The organism is Pseudomonas sp. NFACC02, from assembly GCF_900110765.1.
GTDB lineage: Bacteria > Pseudomonadota > Gammaproteobacteria > Pseudomonadales > Pseudomonadaceae > Aquipseudomonas.
Window position 1 is genome coordinate 52,877 of record NZ_FOEO01000003.1, and the last position, 25,854, is coordinate 78,730.

The window sequence follows — 25,854 nt, forward strand, 5'->3', positions numbered from 1 at the left end:
AGTCGGGTGCGACCCGTGATTAACGATAAAGAAGACTGTACGGGGCTTGCGCGCCGCCGATAAACGAGCAACCTTGATCAGGACTGTTTGTGAATCCCAAACAATCCCCTTCATTTTCGGGAGTTGCAATGGACCGTTTCGATGCAATGCAGGCCTTCGTCCGAGTGGTCGAAACCGGCAGTTTCACCAAGGCCGCCGGGACGCTGCACATGAGCAAAACCAGCGTGACGCAACTGGTGCAGCAACTGGAGGCCCGCTTGCGGGTCAAGTTGCTCAACCGCACCACGCGCAAGGTCAACGTAACGGCCGATGGCGCCGTGTATTACGAGCGTGCGGTGCGGGTATTGGCCGACCTGGACGATGCTGAAACCAGTCTGTCGGGCGCCGCAGCGTTGCCACGCGGGCGGTTGCGCGTGGACGTTCCCAGTCCGTTCGCGCGTTTGATCCTGATTCCGGCGCTGCCTGCCTTTCACGCCCGCTATCCCGACATCCAGATTGACCTGGGTGTGAGTGATCGCATGGTCGATTTGATCGGTGAGAACGTGGACTGTGTGGTGCGCGGCGGCGAACTCGCCGATCAGTCGTTGATGGCGCGGCGTATCGGCGATCTGCAACTGGGGGTTTATGCGGCGCCCGATTATTTGGCGCGAGCAGGACGGCCTGCACACCCCGGAGAGCTGGAAGGCACGGATCATCGCATCGTTGGCTATCGCTGGGCCCGTACAGGCAAGCTGTTTCCGATAGTCATGCACAAGGGCGAAGAAACCGTACAGGTGCAGGGCCGCTACGTGTTATCCGTGGACGACGGTAATGCTTACATCGCGGCTGGAGTGGCCGGCATGGGCATACTCTGGTTGCCGCATTACATGGCCAGAGCGCCGCAGGCGAGTGGTGAACTGCTGGCGTTGTTTGAGGACTGGCGGCTGGACACACTGCCCCTGTTCGTCGCGTTTCCACCCAATCGGCATATCAGCATCAAACTGAGGGTTTTCATCGACTGGATGATCGAGTTGATGGACGCGGATGCGCCGGTTGTCGGCTGACGACGCGCAGGACGCGAGAACCCTTCGCCGTTGATGGATCGGGCATTCGTTTTCCTGACCAATGCGCTAAGATCTGTCGCGTTGTGGCTAATAGCCTCCTGATTTATCCACCCTGCAGGCGAGTCGATGTCTGAAAACGATGTGTTTACCCAGGATATCGCCGCCGTCGCCAGGATCGACGCCGTTCCGATCATTCTGGACATGGTCAAGCACGTAACCGGCATGCGCTTCGCGGCGGTCGCCCGGGTTACGGACACCCACTGGGTAGCATTGGCGGTTGATGACGCCATCGACTTCGGACTGAAGCCCGGCGGCGAATTGCTCCTTGAGTCGACGATCTGCCATGAAATCCGACAAAACCGTCAACCGGTGGTCTTCACTCATGCCAGTGAGCATCCGGTGTACGCGCACCATCACACGCCGAAAACCTACCGGCTGGAAAGCTATGCGTCGATCCCGATCGTCAAGGCCAATGGCGAGTTTTTCGGCACCCTGTGTGCCATCGACACCGTCCCGGCGCATTTCGACGAGGGCGCTGTCCTTAAGACGCTGGGGTTATTCGCCCAGTTGATCGCGATGCACCTGGACTTGCGCGGCGATCTGGAAAGGTCCGAAAACGCGCTGGCCGACGCCACCCAGACCGGGCGTCTGCGCGAACAGTTCATTGCCGTGCTTGGCCACGACCTGCGCACGCCGCTCAGTGCAATACGCATGAGCGCTGACCTGCTTGAGTCCAGGCTTGAGGATAAACGCGAACGAGGACTCGCCAGTGCGATCCGCAAGAGTTCACAGCGGATGGGCGCCTTGGTCGAGGACGTGCTGGACTTCGCCCGTGGCCGACTCGGCGGCGGGATCCCGGTCAGGCGCACGCGCGTGGACGATCTGCAAGGGGTGTTCAGTTCGGTCATCGCGGAGGTCCAGGCATCGGAACCGGATGCGCAGATTGAACAAGACTTCTCGATTCCTTCGGGTGTCTATTGTGACCCGACGCGCATTGGGCAATTGCTGTCCAATCTGGTGGGCAACGCCGTGACCCATGGCACTCGCGAATCGCCGGTCAGGATCGTGGCGAAAACCGAGGGCGATGAGGTTGTCTTGTCGGTGACCAATCACGGGGCGTGCATTCCCGATGCACTGGTGCCGCTGCTCTTTCAACCCTTCAAGCGCTCGGATGGAGGGCAAAGGGGAGAAGGACTGGGCCTTGGGCTTTACATCGCGTCGCAGATTATCGAGGGGCATGGCGGCACCCTTTCGGTCAGTTCGTCGCCGGATCAGGGAACATGCTTCGTGGCGCGGTTTCCGGCACATCGCTGATGCGCTCGATCGACTGACGACGATTGCAGCATGAACCGGGTTGAGTCGGCCTGGTCCGCGTGCACGGAACGGTGATTCTCGGGCGTTATGCCAGCGAAGCAGTCGATCCTATGCCGCCATTAACCGATGGAAAAAAGGAAAGAGATTTGAAGGCGTCATTCAACATTCGCGAGCTGCGCTGTACCGATACCGAAGCACTGCTGGCGTTCGAGAAGCAGAACCGCGCGTGGTTTGAATCGCACATCGACGCCCGCGCGCCTTCGTTCTACTCCGAGCAAGGCGTTGCCGAGCACATCGACGGGTATCTGTCCGATTTTGCACGAGGTGTCTGGCATCCCTTTGTGATTGAGGACGCAGTTGGAAGCATCGTCGGCCGCGCGAACTTGAAGGGGATCGACACGGCTTCGGGCGTTGCGGAGGTCGGCTACCGGATCGCCCAAACCGCTTGCGGCCAAGGGTTGGCGACTCAGGCGCTGGAACACTTGATCCGGCAGGCGCAGACCCGTTGGGCACTGACGCAACTGGTGGCGTATGTGTTTCCGGAAAACGCAGGTTCAAGAAAGGTCCTGGAGCGCTGCGGGTTTGTGCCTGAGCCCCCGTTGCAAAGCGAAGCGGCGGCCGAACGCCGGTTCGTCCGTGCAATCCAGCGCTGATCCCATGAAAAAGGCCGCCGTCAGTGATGACCGCGGCCTTTTTCGTCTGTGGCGGGTTACCAGCGACCGTCGCCTCGGCGAGGATCGTAGCCTCGATCATAGCCTCGGTTATCCCAGCCCCGGTGATCATAGCCCCCATGGTAATAGCGATGAGGCGCAGGCGGGGCGAAGCGGCGGCATTCAACCCGCGTGGCCACCGGCACGTAAGCGACCGGTTGGTACTGATACTGCGGTTGATAACGCGGCTGCGGCCGGTATGCCTGGTACTGAGGGCGATAGTGATCCTGGCTCGAATAGCTGATTGCGGTGGCCAACACGGCACCGACGGCGGCCCCGGCGATGACGGGCACTATCACGTTGCGTTCACCGGCGGATGCTGCACCCGCAGCGACCAGGCAACCGGACAGGATCAAGGCTTGGGTCATCTTCGAAAACATGGTGTCTCCTCAGGCGATGTGTTTGGGTTCGCCATGAATGCATGAAACACCCGTTCCGTGTAAACGAACGTCCACAGTCAGTAAATGTTGAGTAAATGGTCAGGATTTTTGTTTCACATCATCACTTCAGGCAACCACGGGGTGATCAGAAACTCGTTACTCCCCCCAGACGGCGTTAGTGAACGCGGGGTGCCAGTCGTCGTCCAAGATCGGGTTCGGTGATGAAAGCTTCAGTCACGACTGTGTGATCGTCGAGCGCACCGTTGGCGGCAAGCACCTGCGGTATGCCGCTGTGGTGCTGGGTTCCGCCCCCGCGCGCAGCCGACAGGACCTGAAAGACCTGTTCGTGTTGCTCGATGAGACGGTGGTGGTGCATAACCCTTAGGCTTTTCGCCCGGCTGGCTGCTGCCGTTGAGAGGACAAACGGTCCCGCTGGGCAGGCCGGGTGAGTTTTTTACCCAGACGCGACTCATAGCGAGACAGCAGGGCCTGCCATTCAGACTCGCTCCAGAACGAATGGCGGCGGAGCTGGAATATGTCATGCCGTGCGGCGCCGAGCGTGGTCAATCGCCCGTGGGACTTTTCGAGGTCCAGCAGGGCGAGGTCGAATTCCTGGCCGACGTCGCCGCTCCTCTCTCTGATAAAAATATGCTTGGAGCGCATGCAGCCGTGTTGCCAACGCGCCCGGTGCATGCGGGATAAAAGCTGGGCCAGTTGATCCAGGATCCTCAAGTGCTCGTCTTCGCTGATGCGCGCACGACCACCCTCCGAATACCAGGTGTCGAGGTCTTGAAACCCGCCTAAATCCCTGGTCACCAGAATCCCTCGCCAAACGCCATCGACTTTCTCGGCACCGTAAAAAATCGGCGCAGGTGCTGTGACGCCCAGTTGCAGTAACTTCGACAGTGCCTTGCCTTCCCGCATGACGGTGGGCCGCCCAAGGGGATACCGGATGCTCCGGGACAAATGGCCTGTCTGGCGCTTTACGTAAACCAGTTTCCCGTCATGCATGACGCGCTGTACGCCACTGGTTCCGCTTCTGCGGACATTGGGTTCCTCCACCCATGGGCCGGACGTGTTCCACCAGTAATCAAAGTTTTTTTCGCAGTGTGGCTGCATCAGTGCTCCTGTTCGCCAATCACCAAGCTCCATACTCAGCGATAAAGCGTTATCCTTCGCAAATTTCCCACCAGTCTGACGGCAAAAAAGATACAGGCATATACCACTGGTCGATGTCGGGTGGGTGTGTCGCGTTTTTCCGGCGATATGGCCGATATGACCGGCGGTTCTCACACCCGTGAAAGGATCATGCTGCTCATTCTACGGGTGCAGTCTCGCGACCTGACCCGCCGGAATTTCCTCAATCGGCTTCTCACTGGATACGCCAACGATGAACCTGCGAACGAACGAGCGCACCGAGGACCTTGTCGCTCCCCGGGAAATAAGCTTGCGAGAGGCCTTCGGATTCTGGCTGAAACTGGGTTTTATCAGCTTCGGTGGTCCGGCTGGCCAGATTTCGCTCATGCACCAGGAACTGGTGGAGCGACGTCGCTGGATCTCCGAGCGCCGGTTCCTGCACGCGCTCAACTACTGCATGCTGCTGCCCGGGCCAGAAGCCCAGCAACTGGCAACGTACATCGGATGGCTGATGCATCGCACCCGAGGGGGCGTGATTGCAGGCGCGCTGTTCCTTCTGCCCTCGCTCTTGCTATTGATCGCCTTGTCCTGGATGTATATCGCATTTGGCGAGCTTGCAGTGGTGGCCGGCATTTTCTACGGGATCAAGCCTGCCGTGACCGCGATTGTCATTCAAGCAGCCCACCGGATTGGAGCGCGCACCCTCACGCACAAGGGATTGTGGGCGATTGCCGCAGCGTCCTTCATCGCGATCTTCGCATTTAACGTTCCCTTTCCGCTGATCGTGCTGGGTGCTGCTGTCGTCGGTTATCTGGGTGGAAAGTGCGCGCCGGCCATGTTCGACGGTGCACGCCATGACGTCTCGAAAAAATCCTGTGGGCTTGCCCTGATCGATGACGATACAGCGTCGCCCGCGCACGCCCTGTTCAGCTGGACGAAGCTTGCCGTGATCGCGTCGGTCGGGGCGGTGTTGTGGGGGCTGCCAATGGCATTGCTGACCCTTCTGCTGGGCTGGGATGCCACGTTGACGCAGATGGGCTGGTTTTTCACCAAGGCTGCGCTGTTGACGTTCGGCGGCGCTTACGCTGTTCTGCCCTATGTTTACCAAGGTGCGGTCGGTCACTACGGATGGCTCACACCGACACAAATGATCGACGGCCTGGCCTTGGGTGAGTCCACGCCTGGACCGCTGATTATGGTGGTAGCCTTTGTCGGGTTCATCGGTGCTTACGTATTGCAGGTATTCGGTCCGGATCACGTTTTTCTGGCTGGCGCCGTGGCCGCGTCACTGGTGACATGGTTTACGTTTCTGCCGTCTTTCCTGTTTATCCTGGCAGGCGGACCGCTGGTGGAGTCGACCAAGAACGCTATCAGGTTCACTGCACCGCTCACCGGGATTACGGCCGCTGTTGTCGGCGTGATCCTGAATCTCGGACTGTTCTTTGCCTATCACGTGTTCTGGCCTGCCGGCATGACGGGGAAGGTGGACTGGGTGTCCGTGCTCATTGCGCTGGCGGCAGCTATCGCTTTGTTCAAGTACCGGCGTGGCGTCATGGTCGTATTGCTGGGGAGCGGCATTGCCGGGCTAGTCGTGTTCCTGCTGAGGCAGAGTCACTGACTTCAGGGCTGACCCCGTCGAGGGGCGGACAGCGCGCAAGGGTTCGCGGCCTTAAGTGGCGTTGCACAGACCCCAGAGGCGCCCACCCTCATCAACTCGTGGGTGGACGCCTGTCTCGCCCGCGCTGTGTCGCTAACCCTTGCTGTGCTCTTCAGAGGTGGGAGGTTCTGCAACCCCGCGCGGGCCTGCGATTCCCCAGATCACCAGTCCAATCACCGGGAGCACCAACAGCACAATCGTCCACCCGATTTTCGTGCCCGCAGATTTGGTGGTGCGCCAGATACTCGCCATGGCCCACAGGTCGACCACGAGCACGACCACGGACACCGTCGTCCAGAAAAATGTCATGTCCATTATTCACCTCCATACCTTTTACACGGCAGGCACCGGTGTCGCCGAGTCGATTTCAGGCAGCGCGATGTCGCCGCTGCCCGGCGTCAGAATGACCTTGCGGCAATCTTCTTTTTTCTTGTCGAAAATCTTGTAGCCTTCGGCCGCCTGCTCCAGGGACATGCGGTGCGTGATGATGGCTTCGGGTTGCAGACGGCCCATCTCGATATGTTCAAGGAGCTCCGGCAGAAAGCGCTGAACGTGGGTCTGTCCCATCTTGAACGTCAGCCCTTTATCGAATGCGTCTCCAAACAGGAAGCCGTGGATGAAGCCCGCATAAACGCCAGGAACGCTGACCACGCCGCCGCGCCTGACCGCCGCGATGCATTGGCGCAGTGCCTTCCCGCTACTGCCTTCGAGCTTGAGGGTGGCCAGAACCGTTTCCGTGGTGCTGCCCTTGGCTTCGAACCCGACCGCGTCAACGACACCATCGACGCCGCGCATGCCCGGTGTCTGGCGGATGATGGTATCCGCCGGATCGTCGTCTTCATCGAAGTTGATCGGGATCACGCCGTAGGTTCGCTGCGCGTAGTCAAGGCGGTAGGGATGGTGATCGACCATGAAAATACGGTCAGCGCCCAGCATGCGAGCCACTGCAGCGCTTAGCAGTCCCACTGGACCGGCCCCATAAATGGCAATGCTGGACCCTTGGCCAATCCCGGTATTCGTCACTGCCTGGAAAGCGGTCGGAAGGATGTCGGAAAGAAACAGCACTTTCTCATCGGCGAGCGTCCCCGGCACTTTGAACGGCCCGGTGTTGGCTTTCGGCACTCGCACATATTCGGCCTGGCCGCCGGGAATGCCGCCATACAGATGGCTGAAACCAAACAACGCTGCCCCTGGGGGAATCGCCTTTTTGTTGAGAATGGCCCCGCGTCCCGTGTTGGTCGTTTCACAGGCGGCAAAAAGATCCTGCTGGCAGAAGAAGCAGTCACCGCAGGCGATGACAAACGGAATGACAACCCGGTCACCGGGCTGGACGGCCGTCACCGCTGACCCGGTTTCTTCGACGATCCCCATGAACTCATGGCCGAAAATATCGCCATGCTCAACGGTGGGAATCTTGCCCCGGTAAAGGTGCAGATCCGAACCGCAAATCGCGGTGGCGGTGACACGCAGAATGATGTCGTCGGCATCCTGAATCACAGGGTCGGGAACGGTGTCCACTTTCACGTCATGCGCGCCATGGTAAGTCAGTGCTCTCATATCGATCTCCGCAGTTTGAGGGGGCTGTAATCAGGGGAGCGGACAACCGTGGCAATAGTTCATGCATTTGATCAGGCGTGGGGATCAGCGGTCGCACCAGGCCGCTGCGTCCCTTCATCTTTCGATTCGCCAGCAAGTATCTGAGACGAAGGAATGGGTTACGTGTCCAACCTTCAGTCACGCTTGGCCGGAACGAGGTATGCATGATGGTTGAGGACATTGTTTATTACCTGAGACAGCATTCACTGTTGCTGGCGACAGCCGAGTCCTGTACGGCGGGCCGGATAGTCGCTTTGCTTGCCGAAGTCCCCGGCAGCGGCTCGTTGGTCGAGTGCGGATACGTGGTGTATTCGCCACAAGCCAAACAACGGCTGTTGGGCGTTCGTGCAAAGACCATCGAACACTTCAATCTCACCAGCCTTGAGGTGGCCAGGGAGATGGCGGCAGGCGCCTTGCACGACAGCCCCGCCACGGTCGCCATTGCGACCACTGGCCTGTGTGGGAATGAGGATGTCGACGGCATTCCTGCGGGAACCGTGTGTTTCGCCTGGGGTTTTCGTCACGACGGCCGCACGACCGTGTTCGCGCGCAAGGAGCGTTTCTTCGGGGACAGGAAAGCGATGCAGCAAATGGCGGCGCTCCACGCGCTCAAACTGCTGCCGCACTTCCACCAGCGAATGCTCGGGGGTGAAGCAAGTTGAGCACCGCACCGACCGACCCTGACGCCTTCTTCATGACCGGTTGCCATGACCTGTAGCATGACTGCTCGTTGCCTGAGAGCTTGGCCGGCATTAGGTGATTGCGGGCGGCTTCGTCACTTAATCCGGCGTTTGCGGATGGAGCATGACCGAGTATCCTCAAATGCTGTTTGAAGCGTGGATCGCCGAGGTTGTGAATGGATCAGAATAAGCATGAAGCGCTGACCGGTAAGGCCGGTTCTTCCTGCCAACCTCAAGGACAAGCATTGTCTTCGGACGCGTCGGAACGGCTGCAGCTGGCGCTGGATGCGGGGGCAATCGTCGGGACGTGGGTCTGGGACATTCCAAACGATCGGGTGACAGCCGACGAGCGATTTGCACGCACCTTCGGTCTTGCATTCGAACGCTGCAAATCCGGTATTCCAATCGCGGAAGCGTTCACCTCCATTGATCCTCGGGACGTCGATCGCCTGGCCGCTGAGATTCAGGCAGCGATGGCCAAGGGTGGGGCGTTCCGGTGCGAATACCGCGTGCGTCGGGACGACGGGCATTACCGGTGGGTCGAGGCCAATGGCCGGGCCGAGCTGAATGCTCAAGGACAGGCCGTTCGCTTCCCGGGTGTGCTGATGGATATCGAGTCTCGCAAGGCTGCAGAAGGTGAGCGAGACAGAATGTCGGCGTTGCTCCGAACATTTACCGCGGCGGTGCCTGGCGTGGTGTACGCCAAGGATCGGGAAGGCCGAATGCTGGTCGCCAACCATGGGACGACGGAACTGATTGGCAAGCCGCCACAGTTTTACCTGGGCAAGACCGATCTGGAGTTTCTGGAGGACAAGGATCAGGCGCGGCAGATCATGGAGACTGATCGGCGAATCATGCAAAGCGGAAAAGCCATACAGATCGAAGAGCGCGTCGATATGCCTGACGGATCAGCGGCGATATGGCTTTCGGCGAAGGCTCCACTGCTGGACGATTCGGGCGCCGTCATTGGCTTGATTGGTTCGTCAATCGACGTGACCGCCCGTAAAGAAGCCGAGACGGCGCTCCTGGAGCTCAATCGCAATCTGGAAGCGCGCGTGGTTGAGGCCGTGGCTGAACGTGAAGCCGCGCAGGCGGCGCTTCGTCAGTCGCAGAAAATGGACGCGATAGGACAGCTTACGGGTGGAATCGCCCATGACTTCAACAATCTGTTGGCCGGCATTACGGGCAGTCTGGACCTGATCAAGATACGGCTTGATCAGGGCCGCACCGCCGACGTGGAACGTTACGTTTCCGTGGCCTACGGTGCGGCGCAACGGGCTGCCGCGTTGACTCACAGGCTGTTGGCGTTTTCCCGTCGCCAGACCCTGCTTCCTGAGCACATAGACGTTCACACCTTGATCGTTGAGATGGAGGAGCTGATACGGCGAACGGTCGGGCCGACCATTGATTTGAAAGTCGATCTGGCAGCGGCGGCGAGCACGTGCCTGGTCGACCCCGCGCAAGTGGAGAATTCCCTGCTCAACTTATGCATCAACGCCCGGGATGCATCAGGAGGGGCCGGAAAGATTTCGATCAGAACGTTCAACCAGACGTTTGAACCCGGACCGGAGCTTGATGCGGAATTGCCTCCCGGAAGGTATCTGACCGTCTGCGTCGCCGACGACGGGGTAGGGATGAGCCCGGAAACGCTCTCCAGAGCCTTTGAACCTTTTTTCACCACCAAGCCGGTGGGAGCAGGGACAGGTCTGGGATTGTCCATGGTCTACGGCTTCGTCAAACAGTCGGGCGGACAGATAAAGATCGACTCTGAGCAAGGCGCGGGGACACGCGTCTATCTGCAACTGCCCGTTGAGGATGTTCAAGTCGAGGCGGTCGTGCGGGACGAGCCGAAGGCGGACGTCGGCTTGAAGTTGTCAGGTGAAACCGTGCTTGTCGTCGATGATGAACCGTCTGTGCGGATGTTCGTCAGTGAGGCGCTTGGCGGGCTCGGCTACCGCGTCATCGAGGCCGCCGACGCGATGGCGGGGCTGCAGCTGCTCCAGTCGGATACACCAATTGACCTGCTGGTCACCGACATCGGTCTTCCTGGGGGATTAGATGGCCGCCGTATGGCTGACGCGGCGCGAACGTGCAGGCCGGGCCTTCCTGTATTGTTCATGACGGGCTACACCGAACCCACTGTGGCAGGAGGCCTGCCGCTGGGGTCTTCCACAACCGTCTTGACCAAGCCTTTTGCATTGGAGGCCCTGGTTTCGAACGTGGATGCCTTGCTTCGCAGTTGACTGGATACGCCTTGTCATTCAGTGGAAGTGCCGCGCGCCGCTGTGTTGTGAACCTGCATGTGTGCCGCGGCCTCGTCAACGACTTGCCCGCTCAGGCTGATACGGGTTTGGCGAAATGTGGGGACTGGCCAAACGATTCGATCAACAGTTCGGTGAGGGCCTGTATTTTCCGGGCAGGGTGCAGACCTGGCGGACGGACGACATAAGCACCGGCCGGAGGCGGAGGGTACCGGGTCATGATGGGCACCAGTGTGCCCGACTTTATCGCCTCATAGGTCAGGCAATCCGGCAGGTAGGCAACCCCCAATCCCGCGATGGCGGCGGCGACCAGCGCCGTGCCGTTATCAGCCTTGAACCGTCCGTGGGGACGCACCGTCACCACCTTGTCGCCGTCCATGAATTGCCAGGATTCGGTTCCCTGCATGAGGGCCTCGTGGGCGCTCAATGCTTCGGGCGATTCCGGTTCGCCGTGGCTTTTTACATAACCGGGGCTGGCCACGAGCTTGGTATAGATCGGACCGATACCCCGGGCAATGAGGGTTGAATCGGGGAGATACCCCACGCGAATGGCGCAATCAAACCCTTCGGCGATGAGATCGACGAAGCGATCGCTGTAACTGGTCTGAATGTACAACTGCGGATGGCGGCGAGCCATTTCTGCCAGCATGGGCGCAAAGTGAGTCGGTCCGAACGAGAGCGGCGCGGCGATGCGCAAGCGGCCGCGAAGAGCACCAGAGGGCAGCAGCGTTTCCCTGGCGATGTCGATCTCGGCGCAGACCCTGGCCGCATGGTCTCGAAAAAGGGTTCCCGCTTCGGTCAGGGCAGCCCCGCGAGTCGTTCGCGCAAGCAACTGGATACCCAGTTCCGCCTCCAGCCGCGCCAGTCTGCGGCTGACGATCGATTTGGACACGCCCAGCCGCAGGGCAGCAGGTGAAATGCCCCCGGCATCAGCGACCTCTACAAATGTTTGCAGCGCTTCGATATCCAGATCAGCGTTCCTCATTCAGCAACACAGAAAGCCACCCGATGCTACTACTGCCTCTCGTGGCGGAACAGCACAATCCTGCTTCCCGGCGACGTTGGCGCTCAGTCATGTCGCCCGGGAATCCCGTCACCTCCAACGCCGTGAAGGCATCAGCCGGCGCGCCGCTTCCGCAGCGAACGACCGATCACCCACGCGCAAATGACAACTAAAAGCAGGAGCAGCAAATGACTAGCGAGGCAATCCGCAACCCGCTTACCGATCACCTCTTGTCGCCTGAAAATTCGGCGTTGATCATCATCGACTACCAGCCTGTTCAAGTGTCCTCTATCCGCTCGATGCCGCGCGATGAGCTGGTTTTCAACATCACAAGCGTGGCCAAAGCGGCCATCAACTACAACCTTCCGATCATCCATTCGACGGTCAACGTGGCGACCGGTCGAAACAAGCCGCCCATCCAGGAGCTGCAGAACGTACTGGGTCATTTACCGACCTACGACCGAACCTCGATCAACAGTTGGGAGGACGTCGAATTCAAGCAGGCCGTCAAGGCGCTGGGCCGTCGCAAGCTCATCATGACAGCACTGTGGACGGAAGCGTGCCTGACCTTTCCGGCCCTGGATGCCCTGCAGGAAGGGTATGAAGTCTATGTGCCGGTGGATGCCGTGGGAGGCACATCCGTTGCCGCCCATGAGGCGGCATTGCGCCGAGTCGAGCAAGCGGGGGCGAAACTGATCAGTCGTGTGCAGATGTATTGCGAGCTTCAGCGCGATTGGGCTCGCGCGTCGACGGTAGCGGGATTCATGGGTGTATTTGAAAACGCCGATGGTTTCAACGCCGAAACGGCCAGCTAGTCATCCATCACGTTCGGCAGGACCCGGCATCGCGTCGGGTGCTGCCATCCAGGTTATCACGCAGGCACCGGCGCCTCAGCCGCCGCTTGACCCGCTGGTGGAACTTGAGCCAGCGCCAGACGGGGACTTGTTGCCGGGGCTCGAATTGCCCCCGCTTCCTGCCTCGCCACCGGAACCGGGGAGCGCGGTGCCGTTCGTGTTGGCGCCGTTAGTGCCGCTGGGTCTGGACGACTCATCGGAGCTTGAAGCGTTGCTGCCGGACGATGACGATGGACCGCTCATGCTGCTGCCGCTGGAGCTGCTGCTCGGGGTTGAGGAGCCGGCCATCGAAGGCGCCGAAAGCACGCATGTAAGACCTGCCATTGCCAGCGCGATGCCTAATTTCTTGTTCATTGGGTAATGCCTCTTCGTCATGGAAATCAGAAGGTCGCAAAAGTACAGGGACGGCGGTGTTGCCCGTTCTTGTAAGCGTGTGACTGACTGCGGCATCGGAAAAGTTAGAAAAAATCAGCAATCGGCGATGAACGGTTGCTGAGGCTGCAGCGCTGACGTGGTGTTCGGAGGTGAGCCCATGAGCCGCTCTTGGGGGGTTACCCCAGGCAATCCCCGTGTCCGCGCAGGGCGCGCCGTGCATAGTAATTAAAGGCGGCTCCATGACGCTTGGGGGTGGAAATCCAGTCATGGGCTTCTCTGCCCAGCGCCTCGGGGATCGGGCGGATATCACCCGCGCTCATTGCCAGTAACTGCATGCCGGCTGCCCGCTCGAAAAGCAGTGCCAGAACGCAAGCTTCCTCGATAGAACCACCCGCAATGAGCAGCCCATGGTGAGCCAGCAGAATGGCACGCTTGTCGCCGATCGCATTGGCGATGATTTCGCCTTCCTCATTGCCGACGGGAATGCCGGGCCAGTCTTTCAGAAACGCGCAGTCGTCGAACAGTGGGCAGATGTCCATGTGAGACACGGCAAGCGGCACTTCAAGCATCGACAAGGTGGCGCTGTGCAGCGCGTGCGTGTGGATGATGCAGTTCACATCGGGGCGAGCGCGGTAGAGCCAGCTGTGAAAGCGATTGGCGGGATTGGCCATGCCCTGGCCGTGGAGGACATTCAGGTCCTGGTCGACCACTAGAAGACTGGATGCCGTAATCTCGTCAAAGCCCAGACCCAGGCGCTGCGTATAATACGTCCCCGGTTCTTGCGCGCGAGCAGTGATCTGGCCCGCGAGGCCGGAGTCGTGGCCACCATCGAACAGAATGCGGCAGGTGAGGGCGAGTTTTTGCCTGGCGCTGTAATCGTTGTCGATCAGCGCGGTCATCATCTGCTGCTCGGCAAGCTTTACGAGCTGATCTTTCGGGGTATTCATGGTCGTGGTCACGGTCCGCACCTGTTTGAGAGCTGTTTAAAACATTCCCGGGCGCTGCAACGCCCTCAGGACACCTTGTGATCCTAATGACACAATGTGTCATTATCAAGCTGTGTGTCATGACTGATGAAGGAACAACGCGGGATGGCGGTACACCTGAGAATCTTGCGCAAGAAGATGGGCATGACGCTTGAGCAGCTCGCCGGGCTTACCGGCTTGACCAAAAGCTACCTGTCCAAAGTGGAGCGGGGACTGAGCTCGCCGTCGATCGCCGTTGCGCTGAAACTGGCCAAGGCCCTCAATGCGCAGGCGGAAGAGCTGTTCAGCACCGAACCGCTGCCGCTGGAAGGCTACAGCCTCGTTCGGCGTCAACCACGCGATGCATCCGATGGTGCCGCTGCGTCTGCCCACGTGCCATTGGCGCGTCATATCGGGCAAAGGGCGCTGTTGCCGTTTCTGGTGTATCCGCCGCGCTCCTTCGGCCACTCTGCGTTCAAGGAGCACCTGGGGGAGGAGTTCCTCTTTGTGGTGCGCGGACGCGTGGAAGTCGATTTTGGGGACGAGCGCCAGACCCTGGATGAAGGCGACGCGCTGCATTTCAACGCGCAGAAGCCCCACCGACTGCGCACCGTGTCCGACGAGCAGGCGGAATTGCTGGTGGTGGTACACAGCACCGACGAGTGATTCGAAGCGCCGCCAATCGTCCGTCCGTCAAAGCCCCAGGCACACCGCACCCGCGGCCACCACGGCGCACACGGCCCAGCGTTTCCCGTTCATGTTTTCGCCCAGAAACACACGCCCGATGAGCGCTGCGAACACCACGCTGGTTTCCCGCAGCGCCGACACGCCACCCATGGCGCCCGATTGCATCGCCCAGATCACAATCCCGTAGGCGCCGATAGACACCAGTCCACCGCCCAGCGATGAGGTGACGGAAAGCGGGTGGGTGCGCATCGGACTCAACAGCGAGGCCCAGCCGCGTTTGGCAATGAAGAGCAGCGGCATCGACCAATAGAACATGAACATCCAGGCCGTATAGGCGATGGCCTGGCCGTCGGACTGACGTACGCCAATGCCATCGATCACGGTGTACAGCGCGATGATCGCGCCCGTGCTCAGTGCCGCGAAGACGTCGGCACGGGAAACACGGCGATCCAGCAGCGCCAGGGCGAGAATACCGCCCGATATCATGACGACCCCGAGCGCGTGCAGAGGGCTGATCGCCTCTTGTGCGAACAGCGCCGCGCCGAGGGTGACGAGCAATGGCGATGAGCCGCGCGCAATGGCATAGGCCACTGAAAGGTCGCTGCGACTGTACGAGCGTATGAGGCTGATGTTGTAGACGATGTGCACCAGTCCGGAGGCGACGATGTACGGCCATGCCCCGGCGGAGGGCAATGGCAGGTTCAGGGCGACCACCGTGGAGACTGCGGCGATGACGATGCTCATCCAGGCCATGGACAGGTGTCGGTCGCGATTACCATGCAGCAGGGCGTTCCAACTAGCATGAAGGATGGCGGCAAGCAGGACAAAACCGCCGGTGGCGCTGAGCATGGGGCGTTTTCCGAAATAAGGGCAGCAGCGGGGCGTGCTGCGAGGTAGAGGCGGTGGCCGACATTGGCGTGATCAGCAAAATATCTATCTTGGTGTCCCCTGACAAACCAGATAAATTGGCGCCTCACATCAGAAAGGCTATTGCGAATGAATCGGATACTGCCTCCCCTCAATGCGCTGCGTGCCTTTGAGGCCGCCGGCCGTTTGGGCAGTTTCAAGGAAGCTGCGGCGGAACTGCATGTTACGCAAGGGGCGGTCAGTCAAAGCGTTCGCCTGCTTGAAGACTGGCTCGGCGCGGCATTATTCGAGAGGCATAACCGCCGGGTGGTGCTGACGCCCGCGGCGACTGTTTATCTGGCGGAGGTCGGGCCGCTGTTCGAGCAACTGTCGCAGGCGACCGCAAAGTTTGGCTTTCCGGTTTCTGCGACGCGTACGCTGTCCGTGAATGCCTCTGCAACGTTCACGCTGCGCTGGTTGGTGCCACGACTGGAAGGGCTTCGTGCCCGTTACCCGGGCATCGAGGTCCAGGTCGAAACGTCGAACAGCCCGGTGGAAAGTTTGCAGACGGCCTATGACGTCGTCATTCGCGGCGGACCCGACACCCTATACGGTTACTCGACCCACGTGTTTCTCGGCGAGGAACGGGTGCCGGTGTGCAGTCCCACGCTCTTGCAGCGTTTGCCGCTGCAAGCACCTGAAGACCTGCGCCGACACACCCTGCTGCACGCCTCAAGCCTTCCTCGACTCTGGCCGGACTGGCTGGCGAGTGCCGGCATTCCCACCTTGAAACCTGCCGCCGCCGTCGTTTTCGACCATTTCTACCTGACCTTGCAGGCGGCGATTGACGGGGTAGGTGTCGCGATGGGGCCGATCTCATTGGTGTCCGGCGATCTGCAAGCCGGCCGACTGGTCATTCCGTTGACCCGGCCCCGGCTCAAGTCCCGAAGTTATTGCGCTTACGTTCCGGCGGACAAAGCAGCGGATGAAACCATCGCGCTGTTTTGTGCGTGGCTGCAAGAGGAGGGCAGTATCAGCGGTCCGACGCACAGGAGCGCCGAGGGGTGAGCGGTGCTTGCTTCACGGTCCCTCCACCGCAAGCGCACGGGACCGCGCGGGCGTGTCGTCCTGCATCGCCGCCTCAATGAACTCGATAAACGCGCGGACCTTCGCGCTCAATGCCGAGCGTTCGCTGACACAGGCGTAGATCTCCATGGGTTCAGGCTCTGCACCGGCGGTACCGCCATGGTCTGATTCAAACAGCGGCAGCAGTCGGCCGCTGTCGATCAGGGGTTGAGCGATGAAGCTTGCCAGGCGCGCGACTCCGCCGCCGTTCACGGCGATCTGCGCGATGGTGTCGATGTCGTCGCAGATGAAGCCCGGATGGACTTTTGCTTCGAGGCGTTTGCCGTTGAGCCGGAACGTCCACGGCAGAAAGCGGCCATCGGTCGGGTAGCGAAACACCAGGCAGGCATGGCGTTGAAGGTCTTCGGGTGTGACGGGGACGCCCGCACTGTGCAGGTACGACGGTGAGGCGCAGAACACGAACGGGATCGAGGCGATGCGCCGAGCGATCAGTTGGTCGTTCAGTTGTGCATCGATGCGCAGGCTGACGTCGACCCCTTCGAGCCGATGGTCGACGCGCCGGTCGGTGCTGATCAGCTCGACATCAATGCGTGGGTACAAGGCTTTGAACGCCGGCATCAACGGCGCAAGCACATGACGTCCGAACGCGGTGGTGGTGGCGATGCACAGTGACCCTTGCGGGGAGGTGACGGCGGCCGCTGCTTGCGAGGCGAGGTCGATGTCGTGAGGGATATGGCGCACCTTCTCGAAGTATCGCGCCCCGCTGTCAGTGAGGGCCATGCTGCGGGTCGTACGCGACAGCAGGCGCACCCCCAAATGGGTTTCGAGCCGCGTGATGCTCTGGCTGACCGCGGCAGGGCTCATGCCCTTGGCACGGGCCGCCGCGGCAATGCTGCCGTTCTCCACCACGCTGATGAACGTGTTGATCAGCCCCAGTATGTCCATCGGCTCCCTCCCGTTCGATTCGTCGATTTTACTTAAGAGTCATTCAACCGCAACCCGTCTACTGCGGCAGCCATTGGCTTGTTAGATTACCCGCTCACTTTCTTTCAACGATCGATAAGGACCCATTGATGGACCACCGAAACGTGCGCACCACGGCAAGAATCCGCTTTCCCAGAACGATGACCGCCTACGTCTTCGCCCTCTATATGGCTACTATCATGGCGTTTTTGATGTGCCTGGTTATCACGCTGGCCGAGTTCGGATTTGATGAAAATTACATGAAAAATGTGATGAGTGCATACCGTGTGGCCATGCCTTCAGCGTTTTTCTGCGTGCTCATCGTGCGCCCGATCGTGGCCCGGCTTGTGGCCTGGACCGTGCATTGTGAGTGAGGCTTGTGCCGAGGAGCGGCCAGCGAGGGAGGGCGACGCCGTGATATTCTTGCCGCCTTGTTAACCTTTCCAGTGGAACCTCCGTGAAATTCATTCACCAGCGCGAACACCTCAACGAAGACGATATTGTGGTGATTCAGGCGTCCGGCACCTGCAACATTCGACTGATGAGCGATGCCAATTTTCGCAGTTTCAAAAACGGTGGACGTCACACCTATCACGGCGGTGCGTTTGATACGTTTCCGGCGAAAATCGTGGTGCCGAGCAGCGGCTTCTGGAACATCACGATCGATACGGTGACCAAACGGGCGATCAGCGTGACCCGCAAACCGGCCGTCCAACATTCGATCAAGATCATCCGCCGGTCCAGTTCGTCGCTGCGCTGAGCGTCTGGAGGCATCGCCATTCATTGTCGGTGTCGATAGTCAGCATCACGTCTTTCAAGTTCAGTTCCGCTCTCAGAGCTGGACAATGGCCTGTATTGAAGCGCTTGCCTGGTGGCAGCCATTTTTTACAGGAGACACGCCGATGCGTCGTTTGTTTTTTCCCGCTGTTTTGATGTCCGGCTCGCTGTTGGCGGGCTGTGCGCCCGCGCCCAACGAGCCGACGCTGACCCTGATCACTCAAAAGTCTCCCGAGCAGTTCACCGCCTGCGTGATGCCAAAACTGCAAGACCGTGCGCTGAGCCCGAGCCTGTCTCAAACTCAGCGGCACTACCGAATAGTCGTTTCAAGTTCCGTCGCCGCCGATAACGTGATCGAAGCCTACAAGGCATCCAGCGGTGGCAAGGTGTTTGTGTATGAACGCAACCTGCTGAGTTCGGGATTTGGGCGGGCAGCGAAAGACTGCGCTTGATTCAGGCGCAGCGCCCGGCCGTCACCGCGACCGGGCAGCCTGAAGGGGCGGTTACGTCGATCAGGGTGAACGCCGTGATGGCGTCGAGCGTGGCCATCCACTCGCGCCCTCGACGATGGTTTCACTTGTGCAACGCCTTGCGGGACGTCGGTGTGTCGGGATGGTCGTTCGGCGGCCATCGCCACCGGGGATCCGACAGATGTTGCGCAAAGAAATCAGACAATGCCTTGATTTTCGCCGGTCGGCTCCGAGCCGAAGGCGTCACGAAGTAAAGGCCGCCCCTGGCCATGCTCCACTGCGGAAACAACACTTCCAGCCTGCCATCGGCGAAGTATTCGCTGGCGATGAATTCCGGCAATTCAGCGATGGCCAGTCCCTCCAGCAATACAGGCAGCAATGCGTCCGAGTTGGTCACCCGTAGGGGGCCGTTCGGCACGACATCTTCCTGCGTGCCGTCCTGGTGCGTGAAGCGCCAGACTTGAGTGCGGGCGCGATAGACGTAACTCATGCAGGTCCGGCTCGCCAGTTCACGGGGGTGGGAGGGGCGTCCGTGCGCTTCGATATAGGCCGGCGAGGCCACCGCAAATTGCGTCACGGCGCACAACCGACGCGCGACGAGCGACGAGTCCGGCATCACCGCAATGCGCAATGCGGCATCGAAGCCTTCTGCGACGAGGTCGACAGAGGCGTCGGAGAGGTGCAGGTCCACGGAGAGCTCGGGGTACTGGCGCATCAATCGGGGCAGTAGCGGCGCGACCCAGCGCAAGCCGAATGCCATAGGCACCGCGAGCCGCACCAGACCTCTTGGTTGCACCGACAGGTTCTGCGCTTCACTTTCGATCTCCTCCGCTTGCCGGTAAATCTCTCCGGCCTTGGCCGCCAGGCCAGACCCGAACTCCGTCAACGCCAACTGGCGTGATGTCCGGTTGAAGAGGCGTCCGCCCAGACGCTCTTCCAGCCGTGCGACCGCGCGCGACACCGTTGGCACTGAAACGCCCATCACGCGAGCCGCCGCCGCGAACGAACCTTCTTCCGCCACTTTGGCGAACATGGCCAGACCTTCGAAATCGGGGAGGTTGTTCATTTCATTTCTGCAACGATGGTTTGCAGGCAATTCTATTTTGAACAGGTGCCTCCGTCGATATGCTTCTCCCACACCGCAACGATGACTGAATGACTTCAGTCACCTTCTGGAGAAACATCATGGCTCGCAAACTTGAAGGCAAAATCGCACTCGTGACGGGCGGCACCACTGGCATCGGCCTGGCCACCGCCAAGCGCTTCGCCGAGGAGGGTGCTTACGTGTACATCACCGGCCGTCGTCAGGCTGAGCTGGACGCCGCCGTGGCGCGGGTTGGTAACGCCACCGGGGTTCAGGTCGACTCCACGAATCTGGAACAACTGGACGCGCTGTACCGGCAGATCGGGACCGAGAAAGGTCGCCTCGATGTGCTCTTCGCCAACGCGGGGGGTGGTTCGATGCTGCCGTTGGGCGACATCACCGAGGCGCAATACCACGACACCTTCGATCGTAACGTCAAAGGGGTTCTGTTCACTGTTCAGAAGGCGTTGCCACTGCTCGCCAAAGGCGCCTCCGTCATTCTCACCGGTTCGACCGCGGGCAGTTCCGGTACGGCAGCGTTCAGCGTGTACGCCGCCTCCAAGGCTGCCGTCAGGGCGTTCGCCCGCAACTGGATTCTGGACTTGAAGGACCGCAACGTGCGCGTCAACACCCTCAGTCCGGGCGCAACCAGAACGCCGGGTCTGGTGGACCTGGCCGGCCCTGACGCCGCCCAACAGCAAGGGCTGCTCGACTACCTGGCGTCCCAGATCCCGATGGGCCGTGTCGGCGAGCCGGAAGAAATTGCCGCCGCCGCGCTGTTCCTGGCTTCCGACGACGCCAGCTTCGTCAATGGCATCGAGCTCTTCGCCGATGGTGGTCAGGCGCAGATCTAAGGGCGAACGGGGCGGTGCCGGTCACCGGTTTCGCCCCGAATCCGGAGGAGATCCGCAAGGGGCTCGTGGCAGGCTTCGGCGATCTGTGCGGGCTTTCGTCACATAACTGTCATGTAACTGTCTGTGACTTGCCACATCAAACGAAAACCGGGACTGGTATGATCGATGACTTTTTCACGGGTCATCTGTCTCATGCGTCGCGCGGTATTCAATCAGAAGGGAGGGGTGGGCAAATCCAGCATTGCCTGTAATCTGGCCGCGGTGAGCGCCGCCGAAGGGTATCGGACGCTGGTGATCGACCTCGATACACAAGCCAATTCGACCCATTATCTGACCGGTCTCACGGGCGATGACTTGCCCGTCGGCATCGCCGATTTCTTCAAGCAGACCCTGTCGTCGGGATCTTCGGGCAAGAAGAACCGGGCCGAAATCAATGAAACCCGCTACGACAACCTGTTCCTGATCGCCGCCAGCGCCGAGCTTGCTGACCTGCAACCCAAGCTTGAGGCCCGGTTCAAGATCAACAAACTGCGTCGGCTGCTGGTTGAATTGTCGGAGGATTTCGAGCGTATTTACATCGACACGCCGCCCGCGCTGAATTTCTATTCCTACAGTGCGCTGATTGCCGCCGACCGGGTGTTGATCCCGTTCGATTGCGACAGCTTTTCCCGCCAGGCGCTGTACAACGTCATCGCACAGGTCGCCGAGTTTCAGGCCGATCATAACGAGTCGCTGACCGTGGAAGGCATTGTGGTCAACCAGTTCGTCAGCCGCGCGAGCCTGCATCAGAACCTCATCGAAGAATTGATCGCTGAAGGTCTGCCTGTGCTGTCGACGTACCTGAACAGTTCGGTGAAAATGCGCGAGTCCCATGAGGTCTCGGTGCCGCTCATTCACCTCGACCCACGGCACAAACTGACGCTGCAGTTCGTGGCATTGTTGACGGAGCTTGAGCAGGCGGCCTGATCTTCGGCATTCGAAGTCATTTGGCGCCCATCGGTTCTTTGGTTAGTCTGCCTGCACCTTCGTGTCGAATTTTCAACGGGAACTGCTTCGGGTGATCAAACCGATAACGCTGCTACGCCGTCGTTTTGCCTCCATGCGTTGGCGCACCCGCGTCACGCTCTGGGTAGCCGCCACGCTGGCCGGGCTACTGGTCGTGATGTTTGCCCGGCTTGCCGACCTGGCGCTGGCTCAATTCGCTCAACAAACCAGCGAGCGGCCCTGGCTCCCCTTCATCTACACGCCGGTGATCGGAATGCTGGTGGTGTGGCTGACCACCCGTTTCTTCGTTGGCGCGCAAGGCAGCGGGATACCGCAGGTGATTGCGGCGACGCGTCTGGTCCACCAGGGAAAACCGGTCAACACGCTGGTGTCACTGCGCATTGCCTTCGCCAAGATGAGCCTGGGAACGCTGGCCCTGACCGGCGGTTTTTCCGCAGGACGGGAAGGGCCGTCGGTTCAGGTTGCGGCGTCGATCATGCATTTCTTCCATCGTTTTTTGCCGAACGCGCGAATCGTCCGTGCCGAGGACCTCATCCTCGCCGGTGGCGCTGCGGGCATTGCCGCCGCTTTCAATACGCCGCTTGCGGGGATTGCCTTCGCGGTGGAGGAACTGGGCCGTAAGCTGGAAACCCGCACCAGCGGCGTTCTCCTCAGCACCATCATTCTGTCCGGCATGGTGGCGATCGCTCTGCAGGGCAATTACAACTATTTCGGCCACTTCGGCGTTCAGGACATTGGTGTCGATATCGTTGTTCCCGCCCTGGCGATCGGCATCGGGTGCGGGTTGTTGGGCGGCTTGTTCAGCCGAATGCTGTTGTGGCCTCAACGGCACCCGCACCTCGTTGTATGGGCATGGCGCCGTCGGCACCCCGTCTGGTTCGCCGGCGCATGCGGGCTGACCGTCGCGTTACTGGGCTGGATCAGTGGCGGGATATCGTTCGGCAGTGGTTACGGCATCACCTCACAGGTCATTGCGTCTGAGGTCGGCCTGCCGTGGCATGCGCCTGTCACGCGATTCCTTGCAACGGTGGTGACGTATTTTTCCGGCATTCCGGGCGGTATCTTCGCCCCGTCGCTGGCGGTGGGCGCCGCCGTCGGAAGCAATGCCGCCGAGTTGTTCCACCTTGCGTTTCAGCCGACCATTGCCTTGTGCATGGTGGGTTTTCTGGCGGCGGTCACCCAGTCGCCGATCACCTCAGCCATCATCGTGATGGAGATGATCGACAGCCACGGCATGGTGATCAGCCTCATGGCCGTTGCCTTGATTGCCAAGGCGGTGAGCTCGCGCATGGGGCCGGAGTTGTACCAGCAACTGGCGCGCGGGTTTTTGGAGACCGCGCAAGCGGACGCTGCATCGCGCAAGACCGAGGGGTAATCCGATTTGCCGATGCAGCCTGTAGGGGTCGACTTAAACGCTGCCTTCGCTTTCCACCACCAACACGCGCGCGATGCCCAGTGGATGAGCCACGTGCGCAGTGCCGACCGAGGCGTAAAAGATATCGCCGGTTTCAAGAATCGTCGACTGCTCGATACCGTTTTCCTTGAAGTGCATTTCCACACGCCCATCCAGTACCGCAAACACTTCCTGGCCGTCGTTGACGTGCCACTTGTAGGGTTGGTCGGTCCAGTGCAGCCGGGTGGTGATGCCGTTCATGTTGGCGATGTCGAGCGCGGCCCAGGCGCGCTCGCCGGTGAAGGATTTACTGCGGACGATTTTCACGGGTTGACGTCTCTTCAGTCGAGCCGACGGCACAGGTAGGCCTGTGTCTGGTAAGGAAAGGCGATGGTCTCTCGTCCGCGTAGCGCTGGATGTGTGCTGATCAGCTCGCGCAATTGTTCGGTGACGATGGCCTTGTCTGCCGGGGGCAGGGCAGCGATGAAGCTCACCGACAGAAACCGGTTCATGATCACGGTCTCAGCGCTGCCGATGTGGGTGTAAGGGAAGCAGGTCATGTCCGGCTGCGAAAATAATCGCCCGTCGAACGGCCGCCGCCAGTCGCCGGTGTGAAAGCGTGGGGTATCGCCTTCATAAGGGGTGATGATGCGGGTGATTTCCGCCACCCAGTCGACCGATTCGTCCCGCGCGTTCCAGATCAGCCCCAGACGGCCGCCGGGTTTGAGCACCCGATGCATTTCCGAGAGCGCCGCTTCGTGGGCAAACCAGTGAAACGCCTGAGCGCACACCAGCACATCGGCTGCGCCGTCGGCCAGCGGCATCGACTGCGCCGTGCCCGGCAAAATCTGTGTGTCGGGCAGGTGGCTGGAAAACTCCTGACGCATGGCGTCCACCGGCTCGACGGCGATCAGGTGTTCGGAAAGCGGTGTGAGCAATCGCGTGAACTTGCCGGTTCCGGCGCCCAGGTCAATGACCGTGGACGTGGGCAGGATGCCAAGGGTGTCGCGTAACCATGTGCTGATTTCGTTAGGGTAATCCGGCCGGCCTTGCGCGTACGTGCCCGCCTGCGTTGAAAACCCCACCTGAGCCGATTTGTGAACCACTGTCATCGTCAGCATTCCTCTGCGTGGAAAAATGGTGGGCTTATTATGCGCCAGATGCCAGCGGCCTGACGCTCATTTTCAAGCCTTCAGTACGTCTCGGCGTTGTCCCCCAGACGTCCTGTATTAAGCAGCACGGCACTCAGCACACTTCTCGCCAGCCCGGTATCGACTGATAAGCTTTGTGCATCAATCGATGAAAACATAGCACTTATCGTTTCAAATTGTGTCGATCAAACTCCCGGTCATAAAGCGCCGAAAGGCTCATTAAAACAAGATCGCTGGAGAATATTCATGCATGGCTCCCCCCATTCGCGGGCGACGTCCGCCCCCTCAAAAGCCGGTGCCGTCTTTCGTGTCACCTCAGGCAACTTCCTCGAACAGTTCGACTTTTTCCTCTTCGGCTTCTATGCCACACAGATCGCCTCGGCGTTCTTTCCTGCTTCCAGTGAATTCGCATCGTTGATGATGACCTTCGCCGTGTTTGGTGCCGGGTTCCTGATGCGTCCGTTAGGAGCCGTCATCCTCGGGGCGTACATCGATGACGTCGGGCGCCGCAAGGGCTTGATCGTCACGCTGTCCATCATGGCCAGCGGGACGTTACTGATCGTGCTGGTGCCGGGTTACTCGAGTATCGGCTTATGGGCGCCGGCGCTGGTGCTGTTGGGGCGCCTGCTGCAAGGCTTTTCGGCCGGCGCGGAACTGGGTGGGGTATCGGTATACCTGGCAGAAATGGCCACACCTGGGCGCAAGGGTTTCTACACCAGCTGGCAGTCCGGCAGCCAGCAAGTGGCAATTGTCGTAGCGGCTGCGCTGGGGTTTGCCCTGAATCAATGGATGGCGCCAGCGGTCATCGCGGACTGGGGATGGCGGATTCCGTTCGCCATCGGCTGCCTGATCATTCCGTTCATTTTCGTGTTGCGCCGCAGCCTTCAGGAAACCGAAGAATTCGCCACTCGAACGCACCGGCCCACGATGAAAGAAGTCATCGCCACGCTGTTGCAGAACTGGGGTGTGGTGGTGGCCGGCATGCTGATGGTCGCCATGACCACCACCGCGTTTTATCTGATCACTGTCTATGTCCCGACCTTCGGCAAAACCGTGCTGAACCTTAGCACCTCCGACGCGCTGTTGGTGACCTTGTTGGTGGGCGTGTCGAACTTCATCTGGTTGCCCATTGGCGGCGCGTTGAGTGACCGATTCGGCCGCAAGCCGCTGCTGATTGCCATGACCGTCTTGACCATCGTCACGGCCTATCCTGCCTTGTCGTTTCTGGCCCAGGCGCCTAGCTTTGGCCACATGCTCGAAGTATTGCTGTGGTTTTCCTGCCTGTATGGCCTGTACAACGGCGCGATGATTCCAGCGCTCACCGAAATCATGCCGGTAGAGGTGCGTGTCGCGGGGTTCTCCCTGGCGTACAGCCTGGCAACCGCCATTTTCGGGGGATTCACGCCTGCCATTTCGACCTGGCTGATCCATTTCACCGGCGATAAGGCCGCACCTGCGTACTGGATGACATTCGCCGCCGCGTGTGCCCTGGGTGCAACGCTGATGCTGTACCGGAACATTTCCGCTCGCCCGCAGTTGGCTATCTGAGCAGCCGTTTCAAGG

At 60.2% G+C, this 25,854-nt stretch carries 29 protein-coding genes; 18 read left to right on the top strand and 11 right to left on the bottom strand.

All coding sequences use genetic code 11. The annotated features are described in order from the left end of the window. Window positions 1-128: 128 nt before the first annotated feature. The 3 genes from BMY73_RS03980 to BMY73_RS03990 all read left to right on the top strand — a co-directional run bounded on the left by BMY73_RS03980 (window position 129) and on the right by BMY73_RS03990 (window position 3,010). Window positions 129-1,043 (top strand): LysR family transcriptional regulator, encoded by a 915-nt coding sequence (locus BMY73_RS03980; RefSeq protein WP_062382127.1) that lies wholly within the window; start codon window positions 129-131, stop codon window positions 1,041-1,043. Window positions 1,044-1,169: 126 nt separating this feature from the next. Then, on the top strand, window positions 1,170-2,357 hold the full coding sequence (locus BMY73_RS03985) for a GAF domain-containing sensor histidine kinase (RefSeq protein ID WP_062382128.1): 1,188 nt from the start codon (window positions 1,170-1,172) through the stop codon (window positions 2,355-2,357). 146 nt (window positions 2,358-2,503) lie between these two features. Next, window positions 2,504-3,010 (top strand): GNAT family N-acetyltransferase, encoded by a 507-nt coding sequence (locus BMY73_RS03990; RefSeq protein WP_238591784.1) that lies wholly within the window; start codon window positions 2,504-2,506, stop codon window positions 3,008-3,010. A 56-nt stretch (window positions 3,011-3,066) separates the two neighbouring features. Here BMY73_RS03990 and BMY73_RS03995 read toward each other — a convergent pair whose 3' ends face one another. After that, a complete protein-coding gene (locus BMY73_RS03995; RefSeq protein ID WP_062382130.1) occupies window positions 3,067-3,447 on the bottom strand; it encodes a hypothetical protein in 381 nt (126 codons plus the stop codon). Between the two features lie 178 nt (window positions 3,448-3,625). Here BMY73_RS03995 and BMY73_RS04000 point away from each other — a divergent pair, with 178 nt between their 5' ends. After that, window positions 3,626-3,832 (top strand): hypothetical protein, encoded by a 207-nt coding sequence (locus BMY73_RS04000; RefSeq protein ID WP_062382131.1) that lies wholly within the window; start codon window positions 3,626-3,628, stop codon window positions 3,830-3,832. On the opposite strand, the gene BMY73_RS04005 is transcribed toward BMY73_RS04000, so the two are convergent. Beyond that, complete coding sequence (locus BMY73_RS04005) at window positions 3,829-4,566, bottom strand: lipopolysaccharide kinase InaA family protein (protein WP_082060818.1); 738 nt, start codon at window positions 4,564-4,566, stop codon at window positions 3,829-3,831. The genes BMY73_RS04000 and BMY73_RS04005 overlap by 4 nt on opposite strands. A 271-nt stretch (window positions 4,567-4,837) precedes the next feature. On the opposite strand from BMY73_RS04005, the gene chrA reads away from it, so the two are divergent. After that, a complete protein-coding gene (chrA, locus tag BMY73_RS04010) occupies window positions 4,838-6,202 on the top strand; it encodes a chromate efflux transporter (RefSeq protein WP_062382132.1) in 1,365 nt (454 codons plus the stop codon). A 132-nt stretch (window positions 6,203-6,334) separates the two neighbouring features. Here the strand turns inward: chrA and BMY73_RS04015 are convergent, their stop codons facing one another. Together BMY73_RS04015 and BMY73_RS04020 are read right to left on the bottom strand one after the other, a co-directional pair. Beyond that, window positions 6,335-6,556 carry a PLD nuclease N-terminal domain-containing protein gene (locus BMY73_RS04015; protein ID WP_062382133.1) on the bottom strand — a complete coding sequence of 74 codons (222 nt, stop codon included), beginning with the start codon at window positions 6,554-6,556 and terminating at the stop codon, window positions 6,335-6,337. 18 nt (window positions 6,557-6,574) lie between these two features. Continuing rightward, on the bottom strand, window positions 6,575-7,798 hold the full coding sequence (locus BMY73_RS04020) for a zinc-dependent alcohol dehydrogenase (RefSeq protein ID WP_062382134.1): 1,224 nt from the start codon (window positions 7,796-7,798) through the stop codon (window positions 6,575-6,577). A gap of 203 nt (window positions 7,799-8,001) precedes the next feature. On the opposite strand from BMY73_RS04020, the gene BMY73_RS04025 reads away from it, so the two are divergent. Further along, window positions 8,002-8,499 (top strand): CinA family protein, encoded by a 498-nt coding sequence (locus tag BMY73_RS04025; protein WP_062382135.1) that lies wholly within the window; start codon window positions 8,002-8,004, stop codon window positions 8,497-8,499. A gap of 194 nt (window positions 8,500-8,693) precedes the next feature. Beyond that, window positions 8,694-10,760, top strand: coding sequence for a hybrid sensor histidine kinase/response regulator (locus BMY73_RS04030; protein ID WP_062382136.1), 2,067 nt, complete (start codon window positions 8,694-8,696; stop codon window positions 10,758-10,760). Window positions 10,761-10,851: 91 nt separating this feature from the next. Here the strand turns inward: BMY73_RS04030 and BMY73_RS04035 are convergent, their stop codons facing one another. Further along, on the bottom strand, window positions 10,852-11,748 hold the full coding sequence (locus tag BMY73_RS04035) for a LysR family transcriptional regulator (protein WP_062382347.1): 897 nt from the start codon (window positions 11,746-11,748) through the stop codon (window positions 10,852-10,854). A 221-nt stretch (window positions 11,749-11,969) separates the two neighbouring features. Here BMY73_RS04035 and BMY73_RS04040 point away from each other — a divergent pair, with 221 nt between their 5' ends. Together BMY73_RS04040 and BMY73_RS04045 are read left to right on the top strand one after the other, a co-directional pair. Then, a complete protein-coding gene (locus BMY73_RS04040; protein WP_062382137.1) occupies window positions 11,970-12,596 on the top strand; it encodes a hydrolase in 627 nt (208 codons plus the stop codon). Window positions 12,597-12,741: 145 nt separating this feature from the next. Continuing rightward, window positions 12,742-12,996 carry a hypothetical protein gene (locus BMY73_RS04045; RefSeq protein WP_139214099.1) on the top strand — a complete coding sequence of 85 codons (255 nt, stop codon included), beginning with the start codon at window positions 12,742-12,744 and terminating at the stop codon, window positions 12,994-12,996. Window positions 12,997-13,186: 190 nt separating this feature from the next. Here the strand turns inward: BMY73_RS04045 and BMY73_RS04050 are convergent, their stop codons facing one another. Beyond that, window positions 13,187-13,969, bottom strand: coding sequence for an aldolase (locus BMY73_RS04050; protein ID WP_062382139.1), 783 nt, complete (start codon window positions 13,967-13,969; stop codon window positions 13,187-13,189). Between the two features lie 132 nt (window positions 13,970-14,101). Between BMY73_RS04050 and BMY73_RS04055 the strand changes: the two genes are divergently transcribed. After that, entirely contained in the window at window positions 14,102-14,641 is a 540-nt protein-coding gene (locus BMY73_RS04055) for a helix-turn-helix domain-containing protein (RefSeq protein ID WP_062382140.1), read from the top strand. A gap of 27 nt (window positions 14,642-14,668) precedes the next feature. Here the strand turns inward: BMY73_RS04055 and BMY73_RS04060 are convergent, their stop codons facing one another. Further along, the gene (locus tag BMY73_RS04060; RefSeq protein WP_062382141.1) at window positions 14,669-15,511 is read right to left on the bottom strand and encodes an EamA family transporter; all 843 of its coding nucleotides are present in this window, start codon (window positions 15,509-15,511) and stop codon (window positions 14,669-14,671) included. A 147-nt stretch (window positions 15,512-15,658) separates the two neighbouring features. Here BMY73_RS04060 and gcvA point away from each other — a divergent pair, with 147 nt between their 5' ends. Then, the gene (gene gcvA / locus BMY73_RS04065; protein ID WP_062382142.1) at window positions 15,659-16,576 is read left to right on the top strand and encodes a transcriptional regulator GcvA; all 918 of its coding nucleotides are present in this window, start codon (window positions 15,659-15,661) and stop codon (window positions 16,574-16,576) included. Between the two features lie 12 nt (window positions 16,577-16,588). Here gcvA and BMY73_RS04070 read toward each other — a convergent pair whose 3' ends face one another. Beyond that, window positions 16,589-17,539 carry a LysR family transcriptional regulator gene (locus BMY73_RS04070; protein ID WP_092405201.1) on the bottom strand — a complete coding sequence of 317 codons (951 nt, stop codon included), beginning with the start codon at window positions 17,537-17,539 and terminating at the stop codon, window positions 16,589-16,591. 128 nt (window positions 17,540-17,667) lie between these two features. On the opposite strand from BMY73_RS04070, the gene BMY73_RS04075 reads away from it, so the two are divergent. The 3 genes from BMY73_RS04075 to BMY73_RS04085 all read left to right on the top strand — a co-directional run bounded on the left by BMY73_RS04075 (window position 17,668) and on the right by BMY73_RS04085 (window position 18,786). Then, on the top strand, window positions 17,668-17,931 hold the full coding sequence (locus BMY73_RS04075; protein ID WP_092405203.1) for a DUF2798 domain-containing protein: 264 nt from the start codon (window positions 17,668-17,670) through the stop codon (window positions 17,929-17,931). An 83-nt stretch (window positions 17,932-18,014) separates the two neighbouring features. Continuing rightward, complete coding sequence (locus BMY73_RS04080) at window positions 18,015-18,317, top strand: DUF1883 domain-containing protein (protein WP_062382145.1); 303 nt, start codon at window positions 18,015-18,017, stop codon at window positions 18,315-18,317. Between the two features lie 142 nt (window positions 18,318-18,459). Beyond that, the gene (locus BMY73_RS04085) at window positions 18,460-18,786 is read left to right on the top strand and encodes a hypothetical protein (protein ID WP_092405204.1); all 327 of its coding nucleotides are present in this window, start codon (window positions 18,460-18,462) and stop codon (window positions 18,784-18,786) included. A 121-nt stretch (window positions 18,787-18,907) separates the two neighbouring features. On the opposite strand, the gene BMY73_RS04090 is transcribed toward BMY73_RS04085, so the two are convergent. Next, window positions 18,908-19,870, bottom strand: a complete 963-nt coding sequence (locus BMY73_RS04090) for a LysR family transcriptional regulator (protein WP_092405205.1) — start codon at window positions 19,868-19,870, stop codon at window positions 18,908-18,910. 119 nt (window positions 19,871-19,989) lie between these two features. Between BMY73_RS04090 and BMY73_RS04095 the strand changes: the two genes are divergently transcribed. The 3 genes from BMY73_RS04095 to BMY73_RS04105 all read left to right on the top strand — a co-directional run bounded on the left by BMY73_RS04095 (window position 19,990) and on the right by BMY73_RS04105 (window position 23,122). Next, window positions 19,990-20,742: an SDR family NAD(P)-dependent oxidoreductase gene (locus tag BMY73_RS04095; RefSeq protein ID WP_092405207.1), complete on the top strand. Its 753-nt coding sequence runs from the start codon at window positions 19,990-19,992 to the stop codon at window positions 20,740-20,742. Window positions 20,743-20,934: 192 nt separating this feature from the next. Then, window positions 20,935-21,708: a ParA family protein gene (locus BMY73_RS04100; RefSeq protein WP_092405467.1), complete on the top strand. Its 774-nt coding sequence runs from the start codon at window positions 20,935-20,937 to the stop codon at window positions 21,706-21,708. A 91-nt stretch (window positions 21,709-21,799) separates the two neighbouring features. Beyond that, the gene (locus tag BMY73_RS04105; RefSeq protein WP_092405209.1) at window positions 21,800-23,122 is read left to right on the top strand and encodes a chloride channel protein; all 1,323 of its coding nucleotides are present in this window, start codon (window positions 21,800-21,802) and stop codon (window positions 23,120-23,122) included. Window positions 23,123-23,155: 33 nt separating this feature from the next. Here the strand turns inward: BMY73_RS04105 and BMY73_RS04110 are convergent, their stop codons facing one another. Both BMY73_RS04110 and BMY73_RS04115 read right to left on the bottom strand, forming a co-directional pair. Continuing rightward, on the bottom strand, window positions 23,156-23,467 hold the full coding sequence (locus BMY73_RS04110) for a cupin domain-containing protein (RefSeq protein WP_092405211.1): 312 nt from the start codon (window positions 23,465-23,467) through the stop codon (window positions 23,156-23,158). 14 nt (window positions 23,468-23,481) lie between these two features. Next, window positions 23,482-24,252 carry a class I SAM-dependent methyltransferase gene (locus tag BMY73_RS04115; protein WP_092405213.1) on the bottom strand — a complete coding sequence of 257 codons (771 nt, stop codon included), beginning with the start codon at window positions 24,250-24,252 and terminating at the stop codon, window positions 23,482-23,484. 285 nt (window positions 24,253-24,537) lie between these two features. Here BMY73_RS04115 and BMY73_RS04120 point away from each other — a divergent pair, with 285 nt between their 5' ends. Further along, window positions 24,538-25,839 (top strand): MFS transporter, encoded by a 1,302-nt coding sequence (locus tag BMY73_RS04120; RefSeq protein ID WP_092405215.1) that lies wholly within the window; start codon window positions 24,538-24,540, stop codon window positions 25,837-25,839. Window positions 25,840-25,854 lie beyond the last annotated feature (15 nt).